The sequence below is a fragment of the Yoonia sp. SDW83-1 genome (genome assembly GCF_046762885.1).
In the GTDB taxonomy this organism is placed as follows: Bacteria; Pseudomonadota; Alphaproteobacteria; order Rhodobacterales; family Rhodobacteraceae; genus Yoonia.
In genome coordinates this window covers 25,711-46,011 of sequence record NZ_JBKQXO010000004.1, presented here as the reverse complement: position 1 = coordinate 46,011, position 20,301 = coordinate 25,711, and the positions used below count along the sequence as shown (strand labels likewise).

Annotated in this window: 24 protein-coding genes; 12 read left to right on the top strand and 12 right to left on the bottom strand. The window is 60.3% G+C overall.

Annotated features, from left to right (window positions below; translation table 11 throughout):
• Positions 1 to 104 precede the first annotated feature (104 nt).
• A complete protein-coding gene (gene lepA / locus ACFWW4_RS06195; protein ID WP_411890050.1) occupies positions 105 to 1,904 on the bottom strand; it encodes a translation elongation factor 4 in 1,800 nt (599 codons plus the stop codon).
• A gap of 34 nt (positions 1,905 to 1,938) precedes the next feature.
• Here lepA and ACFWW4_RS06190 point away from each other — a divergent pair, with 34 nt between their 5' ends.
• Both ACFWW4_RS06190 and ACFWW4_RS06185 read left to right on the top strand, forming a co-directional pair.
• The gene (locus ACFWW4_RS06190; RefSeq protein WP_411890049.1) at positions 1,939 to 3,264 is read left to right on the top strand and encodes a hypothetical protein; all 1,326 of its coding nucleotides are present in this window, start codon (positions 1,939 to 1,941) and stop codon (positions 3,262 to 3,264) included.
• Positions 3,265 to 3,492: 228 nt separating this feature from the next.
• The gene (locus tag ACFWW4_RS06185) at positions 3,493 to 3,807 is read left to right on the top strand and encodes an arginine transporter (RefSeq protein ID WP_393930354.1); all 315 of its coding nucleotides are present in this window, start codon (positions 3,493 to 3,495) and stop codon (positions 3,805 to 3,807) included.
• Here ACFWW4_RS06185 and ACFWW4_RS06180 read toward each other — a convergent pair.
• From ACFWW4_RS06180 to ACFWW4_RS06165, 4 genes are all read right to left on the bottom strand, one after another.
• Positions 3,767 to 4,195 carry a low molecular weight protein-tyrosine-phosphatase gene (locus ACFWW4_RS06180; RefSeq protein WP_411890048.1) on the bottom strand — a complete coding sequence of 143 codons (429 nt, stop codon included), beginning with the start codon at positions 4,193 to 4,195 and terminating at the stop codon, positions 3,767 to 3,769. The genes ACFWW4_RS06185 and ACFWW4_RS06180 overlap by 41 nt on opposite strands.
• Positions 4,192 to 4,623: a hypothetical protein gene (locus ACFWW4_RS06175; RefSeq protein ID WP_411890047.1), complete on the bottom strand. Its 432-nt coding sequence runs from the start codon at positions 4,621 to 4,623 to the stop codon at positions 4,192 to 4,194. Before ACFWW4_RS06175 ends, ACFWW4_RS06180 begins: the two co-directional genes overlap by 4 nt.
• 46 nt (positions 4,624 to 4,669) lie before the next feature.
• Positions 4,670 to 5,350 carry a site-2 protease family protein gene (locus ACFWW4_RS06170; protein WP_393930348.1) on the bottom strand — a complete coding sequence of 227 codons (681 nt, stop codon included), beginning with the start codon at positions 5,348 to 5,350 and terminating at the stop codon, positions 4,670 to 4,672.
• Between the two features lie 85 nt (positions 5,351 to 5,435).
• Complete coding sequence (locus ACFWW4_RS06165) at positions 5,436 to 5,687, bottom strand: methionine synthase (protein ID WP_411890046.1); 252 nt, start codon at positions 5,685 to 5,687, stop codon at positions 5,436 to 5,438.
• A 103-nt stretch (positions 5,688 to 5,790) separates the two neighbouring features.
• On the opposite strand from ACFWW4_RS06165, the gene ACFWW4_RS06160 reads away from it, so the two are divergent.
• Entirely contained in the window at positions 5,791 to 6,468 is a 678-nt protein-coding gene (locus ACFWW4_RS06160) for an NAD-dependent deacylase (protein WP_411890045.1), read from the top strand.
• A 272-nt stretch (positions 6,469 to 6,740) separates the two neighbouring features.
• On the opposite strand, the gene ACFWW4_RS06155 is transcribed toward ACFWW4_RS06160, so the two are convergent.
• The gene (locus ACFWW4_RS06155) at positions 6,741 to 8,030 is read right to left on the bottom strand and encodes an MFS transporter (protein ID WP_411890290.1); all 1,290 of its coding nucleotides are present in this window, start codon (positions 8,028 to 8,030) and stop codon (positions 6,741 to 6,743) included.
• Between the two features lie 230 nt (positions 8,031 to 8,260).
• Here ACFWW4_RS06155 and meaB point away from each other — a divergent pair, with 230 nt between their 5' ends.
• From meaB to ACFWW4_RS06115, 8 genes are all read left to right on the top strand, one after another.
• On the top strand, positions 8,261 to 9,253 hold the full coding sequence (gene meaB / locus ACFWW4_RS06150; RefSeq protein ID WP_411890044.1) for a methylmalonyl Co-A mutase-associated GTPase MeaB: 993 nt from the start codon (positions 8,261 to 8,263) through the stop codon (positions 9,251 to 9,253).
• Between the two features lie 177 nt (positions 9,254 to 9,430).
• Positions 9,431 to 9,784: a hypothetical protein gene (locus ACFWW4_RS06145; protein ID WP_411890043.1), complete on the top strand. Its 354-nt coding sequence runs from the start codon at positions 9,431 to 9,433 to the stop codon at positions 9,782 to 9,784.
• Positions 9,785 to 9,796: 12 nt separating this feature from the next.
• Positions 9,797 to 10,486, top strand: coding sequence for a phytanoyl-CoA dioxygenase family protein (locus tag ACFWW4_RS06140; RefSeq protein WP_411890042.1), 690 nt, complete (start codon positions 9,797 to 9,799; stop codon positions 10,484 to 10,486).
• 155 nt (positions 10,487 to 10,641) lie between these two features.
• Positions 10,642 to 10,926: a 50S ribosomal protein L28 gene (rpmB, locus tag ACFWW4_RS06135; RefSeq protein WP_393930334.1), complete on the top strand. Its 285-nt coding sequence runs from the start codon at positions 10,642 to 10,644 to the stop codon at positions 10,924 to 10,926.
• Between the two features lie 221 nt (positions 10,927 to 11,147).
• Positions 11,148 to 11,543 carry a hypothetical protein gene (locus ACFWW4_RS06130; protein WP_393930332.1) on the top strand — a complete coding sequence of 132 codons (396 nt, stop codon included), beginning with the start codon at positions 11,148 to 11,150 and terminating at the stop codon, positions 11,541 to 11,543.
• Positions 11,544 to 11,644: 101 nt separating this feature from the next.
• On the top strand, positions 11,645 to 14,050 hold the full coding sequence (gene hrpB / locus ACFWW4_RS06125; RefSeq protein WP_411890041.1) for an ATP-dependent helicase HrpB: 2,406 nt from the start codon (positions 11,645 to 11,647) through the stop codon (positions 14,048 to 14,050).
• Positions 14,051 to 14,120: 70 nt separating this feature from the next.
• Positions 14,121 to 14,585 carry an NUDIX hydrolase gene (locus ACFWW4_RS06120; RefSeq protein ID WP_411890040.1) on the top strand — a complete coding sequence of 155 codons (465 nt, stop codon included), beginning with the start codon at positions 14,121 to 14,123 and terminating at the stop codon, positions 14,583 to 14,585.
• A 61-nt stretch (positions 14,586 to 14,646) separates the two neighbouring features.
• Entirely contained in the window at positions 14,647 to 16,131 is a 1,485-nt protein-coding gene (locus ACFWW4_RS06115) for an inorganic phosphate transporter (RefSeq protein WP_411890039.1), read from the top strand.
• A gap of 66 nt (positions 16,132 to 16,197) precedes the next feature.
• Here the strand turns inward: ACFWW4_RS06115 and ACFWW4_RS06110 are convergent, their stop codons facing one another.
• From ACFWW4_RS06110 to ACFWW4_RS06095, 4 genes are all read right to left on the bottom strand, one after another.
• A complete protein-coding gene (locus ACFWW4_RS06110) occupies positions 16,198 to 16,494 on the bottom strand; it encodes a hypothetical protein (protein WP_411890038.1) in 297 nt (98 codons plus the stop codon).
• Positions 16,495 to 16,506: 12 nt separating this feature from the next.
• A complete protein-coding gene (locus ACFWW4_RS06105) occupies positions 16,507 to 16,944 on the bottom strand; it encodes an SRPBCC family protein (RefSeq protein WP_411890037.1) in 438 nt (145 codons plus the stop codon).
• Positions 16,941 to 17,261, bottom strand: coding sequence for an ArsR/SmtB family transcription factor (locus tag ACFWW4_RS06100; RefSeq protein WP_411890036.1), 321 nt, complete (start codon positions 17,259 to 17,261; stop codon positions 16,941 to 16,943). Before ACFWW4_RS06100 ends, ACFWW4_RS06105 begins: the two co-directional genes overlap by 4 nt.
• 140 nt (positions 17,262 to 17,401) lie before the next feature.
• A complete protein-coding gene (locus tag ACFWW4_RS06095) occupies positions 17,402 to 17,989 on the bottom strand; it encodes a GcrA family cell cycle regulator (RefSeq protein ID WP_411890035.1) in 588 nt (195 codons plus the stop codon).
• Positions 17,990 to 18,118: 129 nt separating this feature from the next.
• Between ACFWW4_RS06095 and ACFWW4_RS06090 the strand changes: the two genes are divergently transcribed.
• Entirely contained in the window at positions 18,119 to 18,922 is an 804-nt protein-coding gene (locus tag ACFWW4_RS06090; protein ID WP_411890034.1) for an ABC transporter permease, read from the top strand.
• Here the strand turns inward: ACFWW4_RS06090 and ACFWW4_RS06085 are convergent.
• The gene (locus ACFWW4_RS06085; protein ID WP_411890033.1) at positions 18,919 to 19,332 is read right to left on the bottom strand and encodes a hypothetical protein; all 414 of its coding nucleotides are present in this window, start codon (positions 19,330 to 19,332) and stop codon (positions 18,919 to 18,921) included. The genes ACFWW4_RS06090 and ACFWW4_RS06085 overlap by 4 nt on opposite strands.
• Before the next feature lie 70 nt (positions 19,333 to 19,402).
• Positions 19,403 to 20,281 carry a DMT family transporter gene (locus ACFWW4_RS06080; protein ID WP_411890032.1) on the bottom strand — a complete coding sequence of 293 codons (879 nt, stop codon included), beginning with the start codon at positions 20,279 to 20,281 and terminating at the stop codon, positions 19,403 to 19,405.
• Between the last annotated feature and the right edge of the window lie 20 nt (positions 20,282 to 20,301).

The following is a 20,301-nucleotide window of genomic DNA, read 5'->3' as shown; positions in this document are numbered from 1 at the left end:
AAAATATTTCAGTGACTTAAGCGCCGCAAGCCATATCTAACCGAGTGCGGCCGCAATTGGCTGCGCCAATCGCTTACCCGCACGCGCTCCAAAGATGGCAAGCTTTAGCTGTCCATCTTCAGCGCTGAAATAAACGCCTCCTGCGGGATGTCCACCTTCCCGAACTGCCGCATCTTCTTTTTCCCCGCCTTCTGCTTGTCCAGCAGTTTGCGTTTCCGCGTGGCGTCGCCGCCGTAGCATTTGGCCGTCACGTCCTTGCGCAGGGCGGATAGCGTTTCGCGGGCGATGACCTTGCCGCCGATGGCGGCCTGGATCGGGATCTTGAACATGTGGCGCGGGATCAGGTCCTTGAGCTTTTCGACCATGGCCCGCCCGCGCATCTCCGCCCGATCCCGGTGGACCATCATCGACAGCGCATCGACGGGTTCGTCATTCACCAGCACCGACATCTTGACGAGGTTATCGGTTTGGTAACCGGTCATCTGGTAATCGAATGACGCATAGCCCTTGGTCACCGATTTCAGCCGGTCGTAAAAATCGAACACCACTTCATTCAGCGGCAGGTCGTAGACAACCATCGCGCGGGAGCCGGCATAGGTCAGGTCCAGCTGCACGCCGCGCCGGTCCTGGCACAGTTTCAGCACGTCGCCCAGATAATCGTCGGGGACAAGGATGGTCGCCTTGATCCGCGGCTCCTCCAGATGGTCCACATGGGTCAGGTCGGGCATGTCGGCGGGGTTGTGCAGGTCGATCATCGTGCCGTCGCGCATGTAGATGTGGTAGACGACGGAGGGCGCGGTCGTGATCAGTTCGATGTCATATTCGCGTTCGATCCGGTCGCGGATGACTTCGAGGTGGAGAAGCCCCAGGAACCCGCAGCGGAAACCGAAGCCGAGGGCGGCGGATGTTTCCATCTCGTGACTGAAGGAGGCGTCGTTCAGGGCGAGTTTTTCGATGGCATCGCGCAGATCCTCGAATTCGGAGCTGTCCACGGGGAAGAGCCCGCAGAAGACGACCGGCTGGGACGGTTTGAAGCCGGGGAGCGGGGTTTCTGCCCCCTTCTTCTCGGACGTGATCGTGTCGCCGACCCGCGTGTCGCGCACCTGTTTGATCGACGCGGTGATGAAGCCGATTTCGCCCGGCCCCAACTCGCCCACATCCTGCATCTTGGGCCGGAACACCCCGATCTTGTCGATCTGGTGGACGGTCCCGTTGGACATGAATTTGACCCGGTCGTTTTTCTTCATCACCCCGTCGATGATGCGCACCAGAACGATGACGCCGAGGTAGCTGTCGTACCAGCTGTCGACCAGCATTGCCTTGAGCGGCGCATCGCGGTTGCCCTTGGGCGCGGGCAGCCGGTGCACGATCGCTTCAAGCGTGTCCTTGATCCCGACACCGGTCTTGGCAGAGACCCGGATCGCATCGGAGGCGTCGAGCCCGATCACATCCTCGATCTGGGCCGCGACCTGATCGCATTCGGACGCGGGCAGGTCGATCTTGTTCAGGACGGGCACGATTTCGTGGTCGGCGTCGAGCGCGTGGTAGACATTGGCGAGGGTCTGCGCCTCCACCCCCTGGGTGCTGTCGACGACGAGCAGGGACCCTTCGACGGCGCGCATGGACCGCGACACCTCGTAGGCGAAATCGACGTGGCCGGGCGTGTCGATCAGGTTGAGCACGTATTTCTCACCGTTATCAGCGAGATAGTCGATGCGGACCGTGTTGGCCTTGATGGTGATCCCGCGCTCGCGTTCGATATCCATGGAGTCCAAAAGCTGCGCCTTCATATCCCGGTCGGCCACCGTATTGGTGGACTGGATCAGGCGGTCAGCGAGCGTCGATTTCCCATGGTCGATATGGGCGACGATGGAGAAATTGCGGATGTGCGAAAGGTCTGTCATGACAGGGATATGTAGGGGATTTGGGGAGCGGTCAATGGTGGATAATCAGCTTGATGGTGACGGCATCATTCCAAAAAATGCCAACGGCACGTTGGAGCTCCACACATGGCGGCCAAAACTCTACCTGGATGGTAAACTCACCGAAACAGAACGCGTCTTAGCAAAACACGACGCCAAGATGGGCTTGATTTTTGAGATTTACCTAGAAACAACCAGTATTCAGGATGCCTTAAGGACTTCGTTGCAGCACTATGAATCGCAGGAATTCGAATTCGGGTCCTCGAAGCAGCGATATCCGTTCTTAACGGTGTCAAGACAAAGCTCATCAAAGAGCAAATCTACGAAAATGACTTGCGTGCTCACCCAGCAACCATTGCAGGTTGAGTTTTTCGAACCAATCCATGCCGTCAGTGGTAACATACTGAACATCAACCCGTCACTTCTCTTGGGTAACGTCGAACTCAAAACAAAGTCGGCAAAACTGATGCTCAGTCCGCTCAACGAGGCTGCGGGTGCCTACCAAAGCGCAACACAACTTAACCAAGATGTCGTCATTACTGGCGCTTTCAAAATCACACCAACATCTGCCAGCTACAACTTAAAAAAGACCGAGAGAGATATCTCTCAAGTGTGGCGATTTTTGCGTTTCGTTACAGGTGTCGATGTCGGCCTCGGGCCTTGGTTGGCTCGAACCAAAGATGGTAAACTATCTGCAATACAGCCGGAAGCCGGACGTCATGATCATCTACAGACAACTGACAATTGGGCAAATTTTCATTCAGCGCGAATACTTCCTGACTTGTTCGATAAGTATCAGTTCGCATGCAAAGATCCCGAAACCGAAGATGCGTTGAGACGGGCGGTCGACTTCTATCGCGCATCGACTTCGGCTAGAAACTCTGCCGGTATCGAGGCTGGAATTGTTCTTGCACAATCAGCACTAGAGCTGCTTTGCGAATTCATCCTTCAAAAACATGCGGGATGGACCCCAGAACTGACCAACCAAGCAAGGGGCTTTCACAGCAGACTTGCGGCTTCGACCCGATTCATTGGGTATCGAGCAGACGCTCTCGACCATGCGTTTTCAGTTCGACGTGCCTACAAAAAAAAGAATATCAGCAACGACTTCCTAATTCTGACAAAAGTACGCAACTCGATATCGCATGCAAAACCAGATGTTGTGCTCGACGGCCAGCAACTGTTGGACATCTGGAACGCAAGTATGTTCCTCGTAGAGCTGCACTTCTTCTTCCTTGTGGACTATCGCGGAGAAATGCGTGACAGGCGCAAGGTTGACGCTTGGTTCGGTGACACGATTAAAGTTCCGCTGGAATCAGTCCATAACAGTGGTACCGCGTAACATAGGTGCCTGATATTCAGCATACCCGCTCCCGCTTTGGCGGAACCTCACCACAGTCCACGACTTCGCCACCAGTGATTTGCTTGCATTACCGTCCGATACGCCTGTTCGCAAGTCCAACCCACAATCCCCAATTGCATCCGCGCACCTCCCCCGCCATACTGCGTCATGTGGGGCACGACACCATGGACCACCTGGAATAATCAGGGGCCGAGCAGAGGCATTGTGATGCGCAGTTTATTGATTTTGGGGGCTTTCGCCTCGGTTGCCGCATGTGGCGGCGGCGGGGTATCTGGCACGATTGGTGAGGCTTGCATTGATGCGGACCGCCGCAATGCGACGCCCGCGTTATGTTCCTGCGTGCAGCAGGTCGCAGACCGGAACCTGTCGGGTCGTGATCAGTCCCGCGCAGCTGCATTTTTCGAGAACCCGCAACTGGCGCAGGACACCCGCCAGTCGGACCGTCGCGGGGACGAGGCGTTCTGGGACCGCTACAAACTGTTTACGGAGCAGGCGCGGCAGATATGTCAGCCCGTAGCTTGACACAGGCTGCCTCAACGATATCCAGACACCCCTCGAAATCACTTGTGTAGTAGGGGTCTGGCACGTCGTTCGCATCCAGCATCCGCACCGGCGTGGGGTGACCGGCAGGCCGCAGGTCTTCGATATCCTGCCGGTTCTGGGCGTCCATAGCCACGATCAGGTCGAACGCGTCGAAATCCGCCGCGCTGAACTGCCGGGCGCGTAAACCGCTCAGGTCGATCCCCCGCCCCCGGGCGGCGGCCTGCATCGGCCCGTAAGGCGGATCGCCCACATGCCAGCCGCCCGTCCCTGCGCTGTCCAGCGTCAGGTCCGGTGCCAGTCCGCGCATGACCCCTTCGGCGGCAGGCGACCGGCAGATATTGCCCAGACAGACAAACAGCACCCTCACCGCAGCACGCCCCGTTTCGTCATCGCGCGGGCATAGACCCAGAGGAGGATCAAGACCACAGGAATGGCGATGCTAAAGATGATGGCGCCTATTCCGGCGACGGCCAGCATGCTGCCACCATCCGCGATCCCATAGGTGTAGATCGAAGAGCCGATCAGCCCCAACAGGGACAACGCAAAGGCCGACCCGGCATAACGCGACCGCAGCAACAGCAAAAGCGAGCCAAGCACCGAAAACCAGACCCCGATTGCCCAAGTGGCGTTGAACCAAAGGGGGGCATTGGTCAGCATCTCAAGCCGCTCTGCCGGGGCCTGCGCCAGATACTCCGCGTTTGCGGTTTGTGTCATGATGTAATCCATCGCGCCGCCGGCGTTCCACAGCAGGCTCAGTATCCCGACGATCCACAGATGCACTGGTGTTTTGGTCATAGGTCCCCCTCCTCTTCTTACAGAGAGGTTAACAAAGCGCGGCCGCTCAGGCCAGTTGCCCCCGCGCCATCCGGTAATGGGCCGGAATCGAGGGGATGAAGAACAGGATGAACCCGTAATGCACATAGACGACGATGGCGGCGGGGATCCACAGGATCGACAGCACCAGCCCGATCTGTCCGGTCACCCTGTGGGCCGCCGCCGGCGGCAGCACCCGCAGCAGCATCAGGTGCAGCAGTTTTCCCCCGTCGAGCGGCTGGACCGGGATCAACGCAAAGATGAAGAGCGCCAGATTGAGGAAGGCGAACATGCCCAGCAGGGTATAAATCTGCACCATCACCAGGGTCGGTGCGGCAATCAAGCTGTCCCACATCATCCATTGCACCAGCGATGCCACCGCCCACAATCCCAGATTGACGATGGGCCCCATGGCGACAATCAGTTCTTCCTCATGTGGGGTCCCCGACCGGGCCGGCTGGCAGAAACCGCCACCGCCATGCATCATAACCCTGCGAACCGGCACATCCTGCACCAGACATCCCCAAGCGTGGCCAATCTCGTGCAGGAAGATCGCGATCAGGAGCATAGCCGCAAATGTCAGGCCACTGGTCAGATCCCCGGCCAGAAACACAAGCAGCCCCAGAAGAAACAGCAGCGACTGCCCGACCTCCACCCGCACGCCCATCGGTCCGGTGAAACTGAAAATCACGTTATCGTCTTGTAGCATATAATAAATTTCCGCGTCTGACTTGCGATATACGGCCACAACATGACCCGCAGTTGCGGCACAAGTATGGCAATGGCCGGGCTGATTACCGCGGTCGGGTCAACAACCCAAGCCCGAGAAAAACCAGAAAGATCACCCCCGGCGTGACCACGAGGAAAATGAAATCCTCCCCCTGCAGCTCCCACGGCATCCGCGTCCGACAATTGCCATTGGGCGAGCCAAAGGCACAGGCCATCGCACTGACATAGCCGTAAAACAGAACCCAGCCGATGGCTGACAGGCCTGCCAGAATGAAAAAGATGATCGAGAGGATCTTTGATCCGCGTTTTTCCGTCATGCTCCGCCCTCGTTTTTCCGTCCAATGCACCGGCCCGCGCCCGATTGCAACTTGCACTTCGCCACGGCCCCGCCAATCATCCGCCACGGGCAAGGAGGCGGCCATGAAGATTGTTGTTTTGACCGGCGCAGGCATTTCAGCGGAAAGCGGGCTGGGCACCTTTCGCGATCAGGATGGGCTCTGGACCAAATATGATCTGGAGGAGGTTGCAACACCCGAAGGCTTTGCCCGCAACCCTGCGCTGGTGCATGAATTCTATAACGCGCGCCGCGCCAACTGCCTGGAATCCCTGCCGAATGCCGCGCATGAGGCGCTGGCGAAACTGGAACGCAGCACGCAACATGAGCTGACCATCGTGACCCAGAACGTCGATAACCTGCATGAACGGGCGGGCGCTGCGCAGGTGATCCACATGCATGGCGAGCTGATGCGCGGCCTGTGTGCCGCCTGCGATGCCCGCTGGGATGCGCCCGCCACGATGCAGCCTGACGATCCCTGCCCGTCCTGTGCGGCCCCTGCCACGCGGCCCGATGTGGTCTGGTTCGGCGAAATCCCTTATCACATGGACCGGATCGCCGCCGTGGTGTCCGCCGCCGATCTCTTCGTCGCCATCGGCACCAGCGCAGAGGTCTACCCGGCGGCCGGACTGGTCGAACTGGCGCAGGGCGAGACACTGGAACTGAACCTTGAACCTTCAGCACGGACGAACGCATTCGACGCCCGCCGGTTCGGCCCTGCCACTGAAATCGTGCCCGCTTGGGTGGCCGAACTGACCGGGTGACGCTACGCGCGTTGGGTCTGACGGGGCGGCGCAACACCCTCATTGGGGTGAACGAGCGAATCATCAGTTAACACAGGGGTTTTGACCAAAGTCACCGGTCGGCATCGCGTCGGCAAAACGTCGGACTTGCGTCGGACCCTTTTGCGGCAAATAGCTGCGTCAACGGACCGCGCGGTGCAAGTGTAAACAAGACGGTAAGGTTTGAGCGACGTTGGATCAAATGTCTGGAGCGAGCCCAAAATGACAGATGCTTCACGGCGCACGAAAGTCAGCTATTCAGCTTCTAAGTCCAGTCGTCTGACCAACAACAAGATCAGTATCACTGCAATGAACAGAAACACCGCACCGACAATCCATGCAATGGGTGTAGAGTATATTTCAGCGACGGCTCCGGCCAAAACCAGACCCAATGCGCCCCCCAACTGTTGTATCAGCGATCTCAGAGATAGCATGGTCGACCGCTGACGGTCTTTTACACAGCGATGCAGAATGCTGCTGGCCGGCGTTTCGCTGACACCAAGGATCACAGAATACAGAACGAATACCGTCACAAAGCCGATGATACTCCCTTGCAACGCCAATGCGATCTGAACGCATGCCAAGCAAGCAAAGGCCGCCGCCAGCGTCATGGCGTGCCGCCGCTTGAAGATCCGGCTGATGTGCGCAGACAGAAAAGCACCGAAAGCGATGGAGAAGAAATAGGTCGCAGTGACGACACCGATGACGGTGTTTGCGTAACCCTCGTCCAACATGGGTTTTGCATGGGTCGGCCAGATCACCTCGACAGGGTTGGTTGCCATCAAAAAGAACGCTAACGCTGCCAGAAGTATCGACAGTGTGGGATGTTTCAGAGCCAAAACGCTCGCGTCCTTTATCACCGTTGGGACATTCGCGAAGCCGTGCATGAGAGCAGTGACGTCTCTCGGACGCGGTTTTTCGACAATGGCCAACATCGTGAAAACAAACACGCCCAACATCACACCGAAGCTTGCCACGTAGGACACATCATAGATGCTGAACCCAAGGCTTTTCGCGGCCTCGCCTAAAACATCGGGCAGTAGACCTCCCAAGACGGCGCCAATGGCCAACCCCACGGCATTGGCCCATTGCGCTTTGGCCAGTGCGGGCTGGACATCCACATTGGGTGCTGCGGCCTTGAAAGTTTCGACAAACCACGCATCAAGCGTGCCTGACCTGAGCGCGCGTCCAAAACCGATGAATGCAAATGAAAGCGCCAGAACTTCGAAATCACGCGTCGAGAGAAAGAGCGCCAGCGAAATCAAGCTGGCGACAACCGCCGTCAAGAAGACTGGCTTGCGGCCAATGCTGTCGGCGAGGCCACCAAACGGCAGCTCCATCGCCATCGTCGTGAGCGAGTAGACCCCGAAGAGAAGCGAGATTTGAAGGAGGTCCATGCCACGGTCAGTCAATGCCAGAGCAACAACGGCGACTGTCAGTCCCATCGCAAAACGGTCAAGGAACTGGTGTATCTGAAACACGCGAATGTGCCGTCGCGCTGTTGGGTTCAGTGCCGCGAAAGAGAACTCGATTTCGGTGACCATCCTTGCAGCATCGTCGTTGGTGTCGACGTGCACAATACCTCGGGTGAGCCGTGACGTTTTTCGCAAATAATAGCCGCCGTTCGAACCAGCGCAGCAAATGGTCGCAAAGTCCGCATCGCGCTCCTGAACATGGTCCAGCGACCAGCAACAGTTTGACGGCTGGTTACCCTGAGCGGAGTGAATGCCTTCTCTGACTGGACCTTTCCGGTGTGCCCTATAAGAAAGGGCGCATGAAGACGCTTGATATCGCAGCTTTGGCCGAACGGGTCCGTGCCGGTGACCGCCGTGCGCTGGCGCGTGCGATTACGCTGGTGGAAAGCGGGCGGGCGGATCATCGGGCGGATGCGCTGGCGCTGCTAGAGGCGTTGGGGACGGACCGGCAGGCGCTGCGGATTGGTCTGTCGGGAACGCCCGGTGTGGGCAAATCGACTTTTATTGAACGCTTTGGTCTGATGCTGACCGGCCAGGGGCTGCGCGTTGCAGTGCTGGCGGTTGATCCGTCCTCGGCCCGGTCGGGCGGGTCCATTCTGGGTGACAAGACCCGGATGGAACAGCTGGCCCGCGATCCGAATGCGTTCATCCGCCCCTCCCCCAGTCAGACGCAGTTGGGCGGTGTTGCCCGCCGGTCGCGCGAGGCTGTGGCCCTGTGCGAAGCGGCGGGGTTTGACGTGGTTCTGATTGAAACCGTGGGTGTGGGCCAGTCGGAAACGGTGGTCGCCCAGATGGCAGACCTGTTCGTGCTGCTGCTGGCGCCTGCGGGCGGTGATGAGTTGCAGGGGGTCAAGCGCGGTATCATGGAGATGGCCGATCTGATCCTTGTGAACAAGGCCGATGGCGCGCTGAAGGAACAGGCCCTGCGCACCTGTGCCGACTATGCCGGTGCCCTGCGCCTGTTGCGCAAGCGTGAACAGGACCCTGACGGGTTTCCCAAGGCGCTGACCGTGTCCGCGCTGGAGGATACCGGGTTGGAGGCCGCCTGGGCCGATATGCAGGCGCTAGCGGATTGGCGCAAGGATCAGGGGATCTGGGCGGCGACACGCAAAGCGCAGGCAAGCTATTGGTTTGCCGAAGATGTGCGCCAAGGCCTTCTGCGCTGGCTGCAGGATGATGCCGACACGAAAGCGCGGATGCAGGCGGCCGAGGCGCAGGTGCGCGACGGCACGCTGTCCCCGGCGGCGGCGGCGGCAGCGGTGCTGGCCCCCTTGCGCGGGGCGAAGGGGTAGATGGGTGAAATCACTCAACCCAACCGCCCGGCGATGGCGGCGGTTATGCCGGCCTTTCCCGGTGAGTAAGGCGATTGTCACGCAGCTGTCACAATCTCAGTCTAGGCTTGGAAGTAGGATGAGACAGCGATCTTATTTATCGTCATGATTTGGTACCTGCAGGTAGCGGCACTTTCATTGCTTGGTATAGGCTTGCTGGCCGTCGCGTTTGCCCAGGTCATACGACACATCCGTTTCAGACATGGTGGCAGACGCGTCATTGCGGTGGTCGAGAGTGTGACCCGCGAGGACTGGGGCGACAGCGAACGATACCTTACAACTGTCAGGTATACCGACGCCGATTGCATATTGCGCAGCAAGCAGGTGGAAGATTCCAATGGTCCCTTTGAAGTCGGCTCGACCCTGATGGTTTATTCCAAGGATGATGACGCCAAATATGTCCTTGTTGGGTATCCCGGTCTGACTGGTCTGCTCTTTTTGGGATGTGGCGGGTTCGGGATCGCCTTCATCTATGCAGCGGCGACCTGGTGAAGGGCTTTGGTCATGCGCCGGTTGACGGCGCAATCCCTCGCTGGGATGGGTCAGATGGATGAGGCCAGTCATCCTACGCGCGTGATCTGGGACCGGAGTGCGCTGGATAAGGCGGCGCTTGCCCCGCTCGACGCGGTGTTCGCGACGGGCGGCAAACCCGGCGCGCGGCTGGCATTGAGCGATGATCTGCGCGCAGCCCTTCGGCCTGTTGACGCGGTTATTCGGCGGGCGCGTCCGGGCATGGTTGCCGTGCGCGCCGTGGCTTTTGACAAGACCGCCGCTGCGAACTGGGCGCTCCCGTGGCATCAGGACCGGGTGATTGCGGTGCAGGATCAGCATGACGTGCCCGGATTTGCCAACTGGTCACGTAAACACGGGGTCTGGCATTGCGAACCGCCGGAGGCGCTGCTGACGCAGATGCTGTTCGTGCGTGTGCATCTTGATGACGCAGGGGCAGATGAAGGGGCCATGGAAATTGCGCTAGGCAGCGATGCGACCGGGCTGGTTGCCGCTGATCAGGCGGAGAGCGTGGCGAAAGCCTATCCGGCGGAGGTCTGCGTGGCCCACAGGGGCGATGTTCTGGTCCTGCCCATGTTGACGCTGCATCGGTCGCTGGCCGCTACCAGAACGGCGGCCAGGCGGGTGCTGCGGATTGATTACGCTGCGTTTGATTTGCCCGCGCCGCTTGCCTGGGCCGATTGATCGCTGCAGAGGCGGCAAACCGGGTTGACGGGCGGGCGGAATCCTCCTATCTGGCGCTGATCTTATTCATGGCCTTGCTGTCGCAGGGCCCAACCCGTTTGAAAGGATGTCCGGCCATAGGGGCTGGTGACGTCCGCAGGACAAGGAAAACGCCCATGTCGCGCCGTTGCGAACTGACCGGAAAAGGCCCGATGTCTGGCAACAATGTCAGCCACGCCAACAACAAAACCAAGCGCCGGTTCCTGCCGAACCTGCAGGATGTGACGCTGCAGTCTGACGTGCTGGGCCGGTCGTTCCGCTTCCGCATCTCCAACGCGGCCCTGCGCACGGTCGATCACCGCGGCGGTCTGGATGCGTTCATGGCCAAAGCCAAGGATGCCGAACTGTCTGCAGACGCGTTGAAAGTGAAGAAAGAAATCGCCAAGGCCACCGCTGCCTGATCTTTCATCACATCGTCAATTTCCTGAACCCGGTTGCCGCGTGCTGCCGGGTTTTTCATTGCATCCCGGTGGGGTTTTACTTACTTGGTGACCATGACGGAATCTGTTAACTTTCCGTTCATCGTCACGCTGTTGTGTTTTGAAAGATCAATATTCGTTCATAGCTAAGATTTAGGAAATATCGCACGGCGGCCCGCTGCCATTCTTCGAAAGGGTCCATCATGAGTAATCCATTTACACGCGGTTTTGTTGCAACCGCATTTGCACTGTCACTGCTCGCCCCGGTTGCCACGCAGGCCGACCAGACGGATGCCGGTCGCTGGTCAGAACAGATCAACTATATTGCCGAGCACGGGGTTTCGGTGATCAATACCGGCAATGGTCCGGCGCTGATCGTGCTGGAAACCGCCCTTGGCCCGGACGTCGATGCCGATCTGCGCCTGCATCTGGGCAAGGATGGTGTCGCCAATCCTGCGGCCAATCTGGGCCGTCTGGCCAAGATCAGAGGCTTGCAGGTGTTCGAGGCCCCGGCATCCATCGATATCTCTGACTTCAATGAACTGCATATCTGGAACGCGGATGTGGGTGCGCCGATCGGGTTTGCCCCCCTTCGCTAAAGGGACGATGGGTTGAAACCCATCTTACGGTGACGCTCTGCCGCGACAGACCCGCACCGTAAGGTGGTGTCTTGACCCGCCTTGTGCCAAAGATCGCAGCGATGACTGCGCTGCCTATTGATCCTGTCCTGCCAGACCTTGTTGCCGCCTTGCGCAGCCATGGCCGCGCGGTGCTGCAGGCCCCGCCCGGCGCTGGGAAAACCACCCGCGTTCCGCTTGCCATGCTTGACGCCGGGGTGACCCCTGGCAGGATCATCATGCTGGAACCCCGCCGCCTAGCCACCCGTGCTGCCGCCGAGCGTCTGGCCGAAGGGTTGGGCGAGGCCCCGGGCAAGACAGTCGGTTACCGCATGCGCGGTGACAGCAAGCCCGGCACCCGGATCGAGGTTGTGACCGAGGGTATTCTGACCCGCATGATCCAGTCCGATCCGGACCTGACGGGCATTGGCGCCATCATCTTTGACGAGTTTCACGAACGATCCCTGAATGCCGATCTGGGGCTGGCGCTGGCCTGGGAAATCCGCGCTGTGCTGCGCCCCGATCTGCAGATCCTTGTGATGTCCGCCACGCTGGATGCCGATCCGGTTGCCGCGCTGCTGGATGACGCGCCGGTCATCACATCCGAAGGCCGGTCATTTCCGGTCACCACCCATCATCTGGACCGCGCCTTGCCCAAGGGCACCCGGCTGGAGGTCGCGACCGCTGATCTGGTGGCAGAGGCCGCTGCCCGGACCACGGGCGGTGTGCTGGTGTTCCTGCCCGGCGAAGGTGAGATCCGGCGTACCGCTGCCGCATTGCAGGGCCGGTTGCCTGATGATTGCCAGATCAGGCCGCTTTATGGGGCGATGCCGTTCAAGGATCAGCGGGCCGCCATCGCTCCGGTTCTGTCGGGTCGCAAGATTGTCCTGTCCACATCCATTGCGGAAACTTCCCTGACGATCGAGGATATTCGCGTGGTCGTTGATGCCGGTCGCGCCCGGCGCGCCCGGTTTGATCCCGGATCGGGGATGTCGCGCCTTGTCACCGAACGGGTCAGCCGGGCGGAGGCAACGCAACGCGCTGGTCGTGCAGGTCGGGTTGCGCCCGGCGATGCCTATTGTCTGTGGACCAAGGGCGAACAGGGCGCCCTGCCCGCCTTTGCCCCGGCAGAGATCGAGGTGGCGGATCTGGCCAATCTCGCCCTTGAGATGGCGGTTTGGGGCAGTGATGATCTGGCGTTCCTCACCCCACCGCCCCCCGGTGCCTTGGCCGAGGCGCGTGCGCTGCTGCAGGGGTTGGGCGCACTGGACCGCGATATGCGGATCACGGATCACGGCCGCGCGCTGGCCACCCTGCCCTTGCATCCGCGGTTGGGTCATATGTTGCAGATTGCAGGCGCGCAGGCCGCCCCGCTGGCCGCGCTGTTGGCGGGCCGTGACCCGCTGCAAGGTGCGCCTGCCGATCTGGGTCTGCGCATCGCTGCCTTGAAAGGCCGCTATGACGGGCCGGGTCAGCCGCATCATGCGGCCCTTGCCCAGATCAAGGCCGAAATCCCCCGCCTGTCCAAGGGCCTGCCGAAACGCCCGCCCATGCCGCTGGCCCAGCAACTGGCGCTGGCCTATCCCGACAGGGTCGGGCTGCGCCGGAAGGGTGATGCGCCCCGCTATGTATTGTCGGGGGGCAAGGGCGCGTTGCTGGCCGATGACGATCCGCTTGCTGGGCAGCGCCTGATTATCGCCAGCGATCTGGATGGGGACACGCGCGAGGCGCGGATCAGACAGGCCCTGCCGATCAGCGAAAAGGATCTGCGCGCGGTCTTTGGTGATCAGATCGCCTGGGTCGATGTCTGCGCGTGGTCGCGGCGCGATGCGCAGGTTCTGACCCGCAAACAGGAACGGTTTGGCGCGCTGGTGCTGGATGACCGGGTCTGGCCGGATGCCCCGGATGAGGCCGTGGCGCGCGCGATGCTGGAAGGGGTGCGCCAGTTGGGGCTGCGCCCGTCGCCCGCTGCTGACCGGTTCCGGGCGCGGGTCGCGCTGGTGGACGGGTTGCCCGCGATGGATGATGCAACGCTGATGGAGACGCTGGAGGATTGGTTGCTGCCGCATCTGCAGGGGGTGCGGAGTGCGGCGGACTGGAAACGGTTTGATATCCTGCCTGCGTTGCGGGCGATGCTGGACTGGGACCAGATGCAAAGGCTGGACAAGGCGGCCCCGGCCCATTTCGAAACGCCGCTGGGGCGCCGGATACCGATTGATTATGAGGGCGAGGCGCCGGGGATCACCTTGCGCCTGCAGGAAATGTTCGGGGTAACGCGGCATCCGACCGTGGGGCGCACGCCGCTGCGGGTCACGCTGCTGTCGCCGGGGCAGAAGCCGGTGCAGGTAACGCAGGATATCGTGGGGTTCTGGGCCACGTCCTATGCCGATGTGCGGCGCGACATGCGCGGACGTTATCCGCGCCATCCCTGGCCCGAGGATCCTACCCAAGCTGACCCGACGTTACGCGCAAAACCGCGCGGCACGTGAGCGTGATTTGCCAAATGAGCCGGGTCGTGTTAACAAAAGTGTAATAAAATAAACCTATTGGCAGGTTAACATGAACTCGATGATCCAGTCCCTTTGGACGGGTGCCTTACGCCCGTTGCTGAAACGCCCCCCTGCGCTGCAGGTGGCGGCACTTTGCCATCGTGACGGTGACGAGGGTGTTGAGGTGTTGCTGGTGACCAGCTCCAGTGGTCGCTGGATCCTGCCAAAAGGCTGGCCGATTGACGGGCTGTCCGCAGCCGAGGCCGCGAAACAGGAAGCCTGGGAAGAAGGCGGCGTGAAAAAGGGCAAGACAGCCGATACCGCCCTTGGCAGTTTTCTGACGGAAAAACGGTTCGACAACGGGTCGGTCATCCCTTGTGAAATTCGGGTCTATTCCGTGACTGCCAAATCCGTCGTTGATGACTTCCCGGAAGCTCATAAGCGCGACCGCAAATGGGTGCCCGTCGCGGAAGCGGCCAATCTAGTGGATGAACCGGGCCTGCGCGATATGCTCGAAAACTTCGCCGCCGCGTAAACGGTTGCCAGCGCGCCACGCTGACGTTACCCCTTCCGCCTAGCCGGGGGGAGGGACAGAAGTGGCCAATTCAGGACCCACAAATCAGTGGAAAACGCTCGACCGTGATCTGGGACGGATCGGGGCGGTTGAATTTGCGACCCAATATGTCGCCCAGCCCCTTGTGGGCCTTGGCATTGCGATGACATTCATCGTGGTCGCCGCACTGGCCAGCACCCTGTTTTTCGGTGGCGATTCACGGTCCTATGTGGTGATCGCCGCTGCCGCGTTCGGCGCTTACATGGCCGTCAATATCGGGGCCAATGATGTAGCCAACAACATGGGCCCGGCGGTTGGGGCGAACGCCCTGACGATGGGCGGCGCTATCGTGATTGCCGCCTTGTGCGAAAGTGCCGGTGCCCTGCTGGCCGGGGGCGATGTGGTTTCAACCATCTCGAAGGGAATCATCGATCCGGAAAGTGTCGCCAGCAGCACGGTTTTCATCTGGGCGATGATGGCGGCACTGATCTCATCCGCCTTGTGGGTGAACCTGGCCACCTGGGTGGGCGCACCGGTATCAACCACCCATTCGGTTGTGGGCGGGGTCATGGGGGCGGGCATTGCCGCGGCAGGTTTCGCCGCCGTCAACTGGCCCACGATGAGCGCGATTGCCGCAAGCTGGGTGATCTCGCCCGTGCTGGGTGGGGTGATTGCGGCGCTGTTTCTGGCCTTCATCAAGACCGCCATCATCTATCAGGATGATAAAATCGCTGCCGCCCGTCGCTGGGTGCCCGTGCTGATCGGGATCATGGGTGGTGTCTTTGCGATGTATCTGGCGATGAAAGGGCTGAAGAAAATCGTCACGGTCGATCTGATCACAGCCTGCTTGATCGGTCTGGCCATCGGGGCTGCGATCTATGCGGTATCCGCGCCGATGATCCGCCGCCAGTCCGAAGGGCTGGAAAACCGCAACCGGTCGCTGAAAGTGCTGTTCAACATCCCGCTGATCCTGTCAGCGGCACTGCTGTCATTCGCCCACGGGGCCAATGATGTGGCCAACGCGGTCGGACCGCTCGCGGCAATTGTGCATGCCGAGGAATTCGGCACATTCGCAGGCAAGGTCAGCATCCCAACCTGGGTCATGGTGATCGGGGCGTTTGGGATATCGTTCGGGCTGATCCTGTTTGGGCCCAAACTGATCCGCATGGTGGGCAGCCAGATCACGAAGCTGAACCCGATGCGCGCCTATTGCGTGGCCTTATCAGCGGCGATCACCGTGATCGTGGCCAGTTGGCTGGGTCTACCGGTGTCATCGACCCATATCGCCGTAGGCGGCGTCTTCGGCGTCGGATTTTTCCGCGAATGGGATGCGGAGCGGCGCGCACGCCTGTCATCGGCGCAACGACCCGCTGCAAAGCGGATCGCGCCCGAAGAACGGCGCCGCCGCAAACTGGTGCGCCGGTCGCATTTCATGACCATCATCGCGGCTTGGGTGGTGACCGTGCCAGCAGCGGCAATCATGTCGGGCCTGATATTCCTGGGGCTACAGGCGGCGTTTGTCGGTTAAGAATTTTCGTACCCGGAAAATCTGCGGGGCAGGTATTCGGCGTTTCGCCAGGAAGAACGATGCCCCCTAACCCGGCATCTGTGCCAATTCGCTCAGTTGCATCGCACTGTTATCCATCTCAAGAAACGGACAGGACTGGGCAATCGCGCGGGCCGCATCCATATCGGCGGCGTTGATGATCGTATAGCCCATCATCGTCGTGATCTCCTTGTCGCCCAGCACCTCGGTTCCTTTGAGCGGTTGTTGCGGCACAACGGCGTCAAGCCCGCCGATCCATTGCATGTATTTTTCCATATGGGCCTTGCCGTCTTCGGGTGTCTTGGGCTGGCTGCCGCCGTGATAGGTCATGATGAATTGAGGCATAGGGTGTCCTTTCTAGGCTGCCGTGACGAGGGTTTCGAGCCGGGCCAGAGCAGAAGCCCAGCCCTTGTCGCGCATATCGGCGATGTGTTCGGGGTTCAGTCCCGACTGGGTAAGCTGCAGTTTGGTATCGCCACCGGGCGTGGTGGACAGGGTGAAGCGGATCACTGATTCCGGGCCGCGCGTGTCATCTTCCAGCGCAAAGCTCAGGGTCAGTTCAACCATATCGGGCGGTTCAACGACCCGGACCTCACCGCCGACGGTGGCCCCGTGCCCTTGTGGGCCGACCATGGTGGCAGACCAGGGACCGGGGGCAGCAAAGCTGAGATTATGATCGGCGATCCGGGTTCCTTCGGGGCCCCACCAATTCAGCAGAAACGCGGTTTCGGTCAGGTGCCGGAACACCTTGTCCTGCGGGGCGTTAAAGATGCGGGTCATTTCCAGGGTACTCATGAACGGTCTTCCTTCAGGGTCGCATCCAGGCGGTCAAGGCTCTTGGCCCAGAATTTGGGATAGCTCATCGCCCAATCGTTGATGGCCTGCATGGCGGCCGGATCGATGGAGTAAAGGCGGCGCTGCTTGTCGACACGCTGGCGGACCACACCTGCGCTGCGCAACACCTTCAGATGGCGCGACATGGCCGGGGCAGATAGGTCGGCCACATTATGCAGCGTGCCTGCTGGCAGTTCGCCATCCTGCAGCAGCCGTTCGACAATGGCAAAGCGGGTCGGGTCACCGAGGGCTGCAAATGTATTGGACAGGGTGGTCATTAATCTTTAATTCCACTTTTCGTTAATTAATGCAAGGGCGAATTTCCGGATCAGATTGCACAAATGAAAAAGGCCGCCCGTGAAGGGCAGCCTTGCAAACAGTAAGATGGGTTTAAACCCATCTTACGTTGTCGTGTCTGTTATCGTCTGCGATCCCGCCGCGATGACATGGGCTGGAACGCCACGCCGACATGCGCCTCGCAATAGGGTTTGCCCTGCTGCACGGCCAAGCCGCAGAACCAGAAATCATCCGTCGCCGGATCACCCACGGGCCATTTGCAGGTCTTTTCGGTCAGTTCCATCAGGCTGATCTTCTTGGCGGTCTTTTCCACCTCATTGACCTTGGCCAGCGCCTCTGGGCTGATTTCATTGGCCGATGGCTGTGGCGGCAAGGGTTGACCGGCAGGGATGATGGCCCGGCGCGCGGCCGAGATCGGGATCCCGTTCTCGTCCAGTTCCGGCTCTTCCTTTGGCGGGGTCGAGGCCGGCTTGGCCTTGGTTGCAGGTTTGGGCGCCGGTTTCGCCGCCGCTGCAGGCTTTTCCTTGGGGGCCGCCTTGGTCGCCGCTGCGCCACCGGACCCGGCCCGGTTCGACAGGCCCAGCCGGTGCACCTTGCCAATCACGGCATTGCGGGTCACACCGCCCAGTTCCTTGGCGATCTGGCTGGCCGACTGGCCTTCGCCCCACATCTTTTTGAGCGTCTCGACGCGCTCGTCTGTCCAGGACATATGTATTCCTTTGGTTCGGGAAGGCGTGATGGATCACATCAGGCCTTGTCTATTCCAACAATCCCCTATTCTAAGCATGGCTGAGGCGGATGTGAAGGACCAGCGCCGCAATTAGGCAGAGGTGTCGCGATGAAAGAACAGGCTATGATGGGCGTGCGCCGGTTTGGCCGGGTGAACTGGCTGGGCACATGGACATTGATGCGCCGCGAAGTGCGCCGGTTCATGAATGTCTGGTCGCAAACTGTCATGGCGCCGCTGATCAATGCAGGCCTGTTTCTGATGATCTTCACCATCGCTATCGGTCCGCAGCGGGGCGATGTGATGGGCGTGCCCTTCATGACGTTCCTGGCCCCCGGCATCCTGACCATGACCGTGATCCAGAACGCCTTTGCCAATACATCCTCCAGCCTCGCCTCGGCCAAGGTGCAGGGCAATATCGTGGATACGCTGATGCCCCCCTTGTCCGCGGCGGAGCTTGTCACAGGCTATATTGGCGGGGCGGTGGCACGGGGTGCGCTGGTGGCCATCGTGATTGCGGCAGGATCGGCACTGTTTCTGGGTGTCGGTCTGCAATACCCGGTCTGGGTCATGGTGTTTGTCTTGCTGGGATCCATCCTGATGGGGGGGCTGGGCCTGATTGCAGGGATTTTTGCCAATAAGTTCGATCAGCTTTCGGCGATTTCCAACTTTCTGATCACCCCGCTCGCGTTTTTGTCGGGGACCTTCTATTCCATCGACGCCTTGCCGCCCTTCATGCAGACGCTGAGCCATGCAAACCCGTTTTTCTACATCATTGACGGGGTGCGTTACGGGATGATCGGGGTCAGCGACAGCAGCCCGTGGATCGGGCTGGGCGTTGTGGGGCTGGCCTGTGTCGTCGTGCTGAGCATCTGCTGGCGCTGGATGCACACCGGGTATCGGCTGAAATCCTAGAAAATGTCGCGCAGCGGAATGCCCCGCTCGGCCAGCACCTCTGACAGGGTCTCGATCTCGGGCAGGTCACCGGCGAATGTGCCTTCCTCGCGCCCGTCCTTGTAGACAATCGTCACAGAGGTTTCGGCGCTGACCTCGGTCACCCGCAGATAGGAGATATCGTCCAAAGGGATGGCACGCGGTTTGCGCCACGCCCCCAGCACAAGATTTTCCCGGTCGATCCGGATGCCCAGCACAGGCTTGGGCATCATCATCCAGCAATATGTGGTCGCCGCCAACCCCCAGACCACCACCATCAGATGGCCCGCCTCGGTGATAATCACGAATGTCGTCAGCAGTATCAGGGCCATCGCTGACAGCCTAATCACCCATGGATTGGGTGCCCTGCGATACTCGTAAACATCGTTCATGGCGGAGCACCTAGCCCAACATCATGGCTGCATTTTGACAGAACGCCTATGCTCTATGGCTGAAAAGGGTTCAAGCACGCATCCGGTTTTCCCGCCAGGCCAGCAAAGTTGCGCCGGTCAGAATGATGGCGGCCCCCAGCATGCTGACAGCGTCTGGTATCACATCGAAAATAAGCAAATCGTAAAGCGTCGCAAAGATCAGGGTGACATAGGCGAATGGCGTGACAAAACTGGCATCCGCCCGCGCCATCGCGTTCACAAAACAGGCCTGTGCAGTGGCCATCAGCACGCCAAGCGCGGCCAGCGCGGCCCATTGTGCCCCACTTGGCGGCACCCAGACCGGCAGCACCGCCAGCGTGGCAATGACCAGCCCCAGCGCATTATTGACCAGCAGGATCTGAAAGGACGGTTCCCGGTCAGCCAGCTTCTTGATGAAAATCAACTCCATCCCCATCAGCGCCGCCGCCCCCAGCGCCAGCAGGGCCGCTACCTGAAACGTCTCCGGCCCCGGACGCAGCAGCACCAGCGCACCGCATAGCGCCATCAGCGCCGCGAACCAGCGCCACCGCCCGACACGTTCCCCCAAGAGCGGGATCGCCAGTAACATGCCGAAAACCGGGTTCAGAAAACTGATCGCGGTGGCATCCGACAGCGGGATAAACGCAACCGCCGCAAACATGCATGTCACGCCACCCCAGCCGAAAACCGTCCGCCCGACATGCAGACGCAGATCAGGCCGCGTCAGGCGGGGCCTCATCACTGCCGCCGCCGCCCCAATCGCCAGAAACGCAAACAAGAACCGCCCATGGCTGATCTGCAGGGGATGCAAAGGATCGCCCAGCAAATCGGACCCCAGCGTCTTGGCCATCAGCATCGTCCCTGCAATGAACGCCGTGGCCGTCAGCATGAACGCGATGGCAAGGGGCGGGTTGGAGGCACGTAGTGTCATTTGCGCTGTCTGACCTCGAC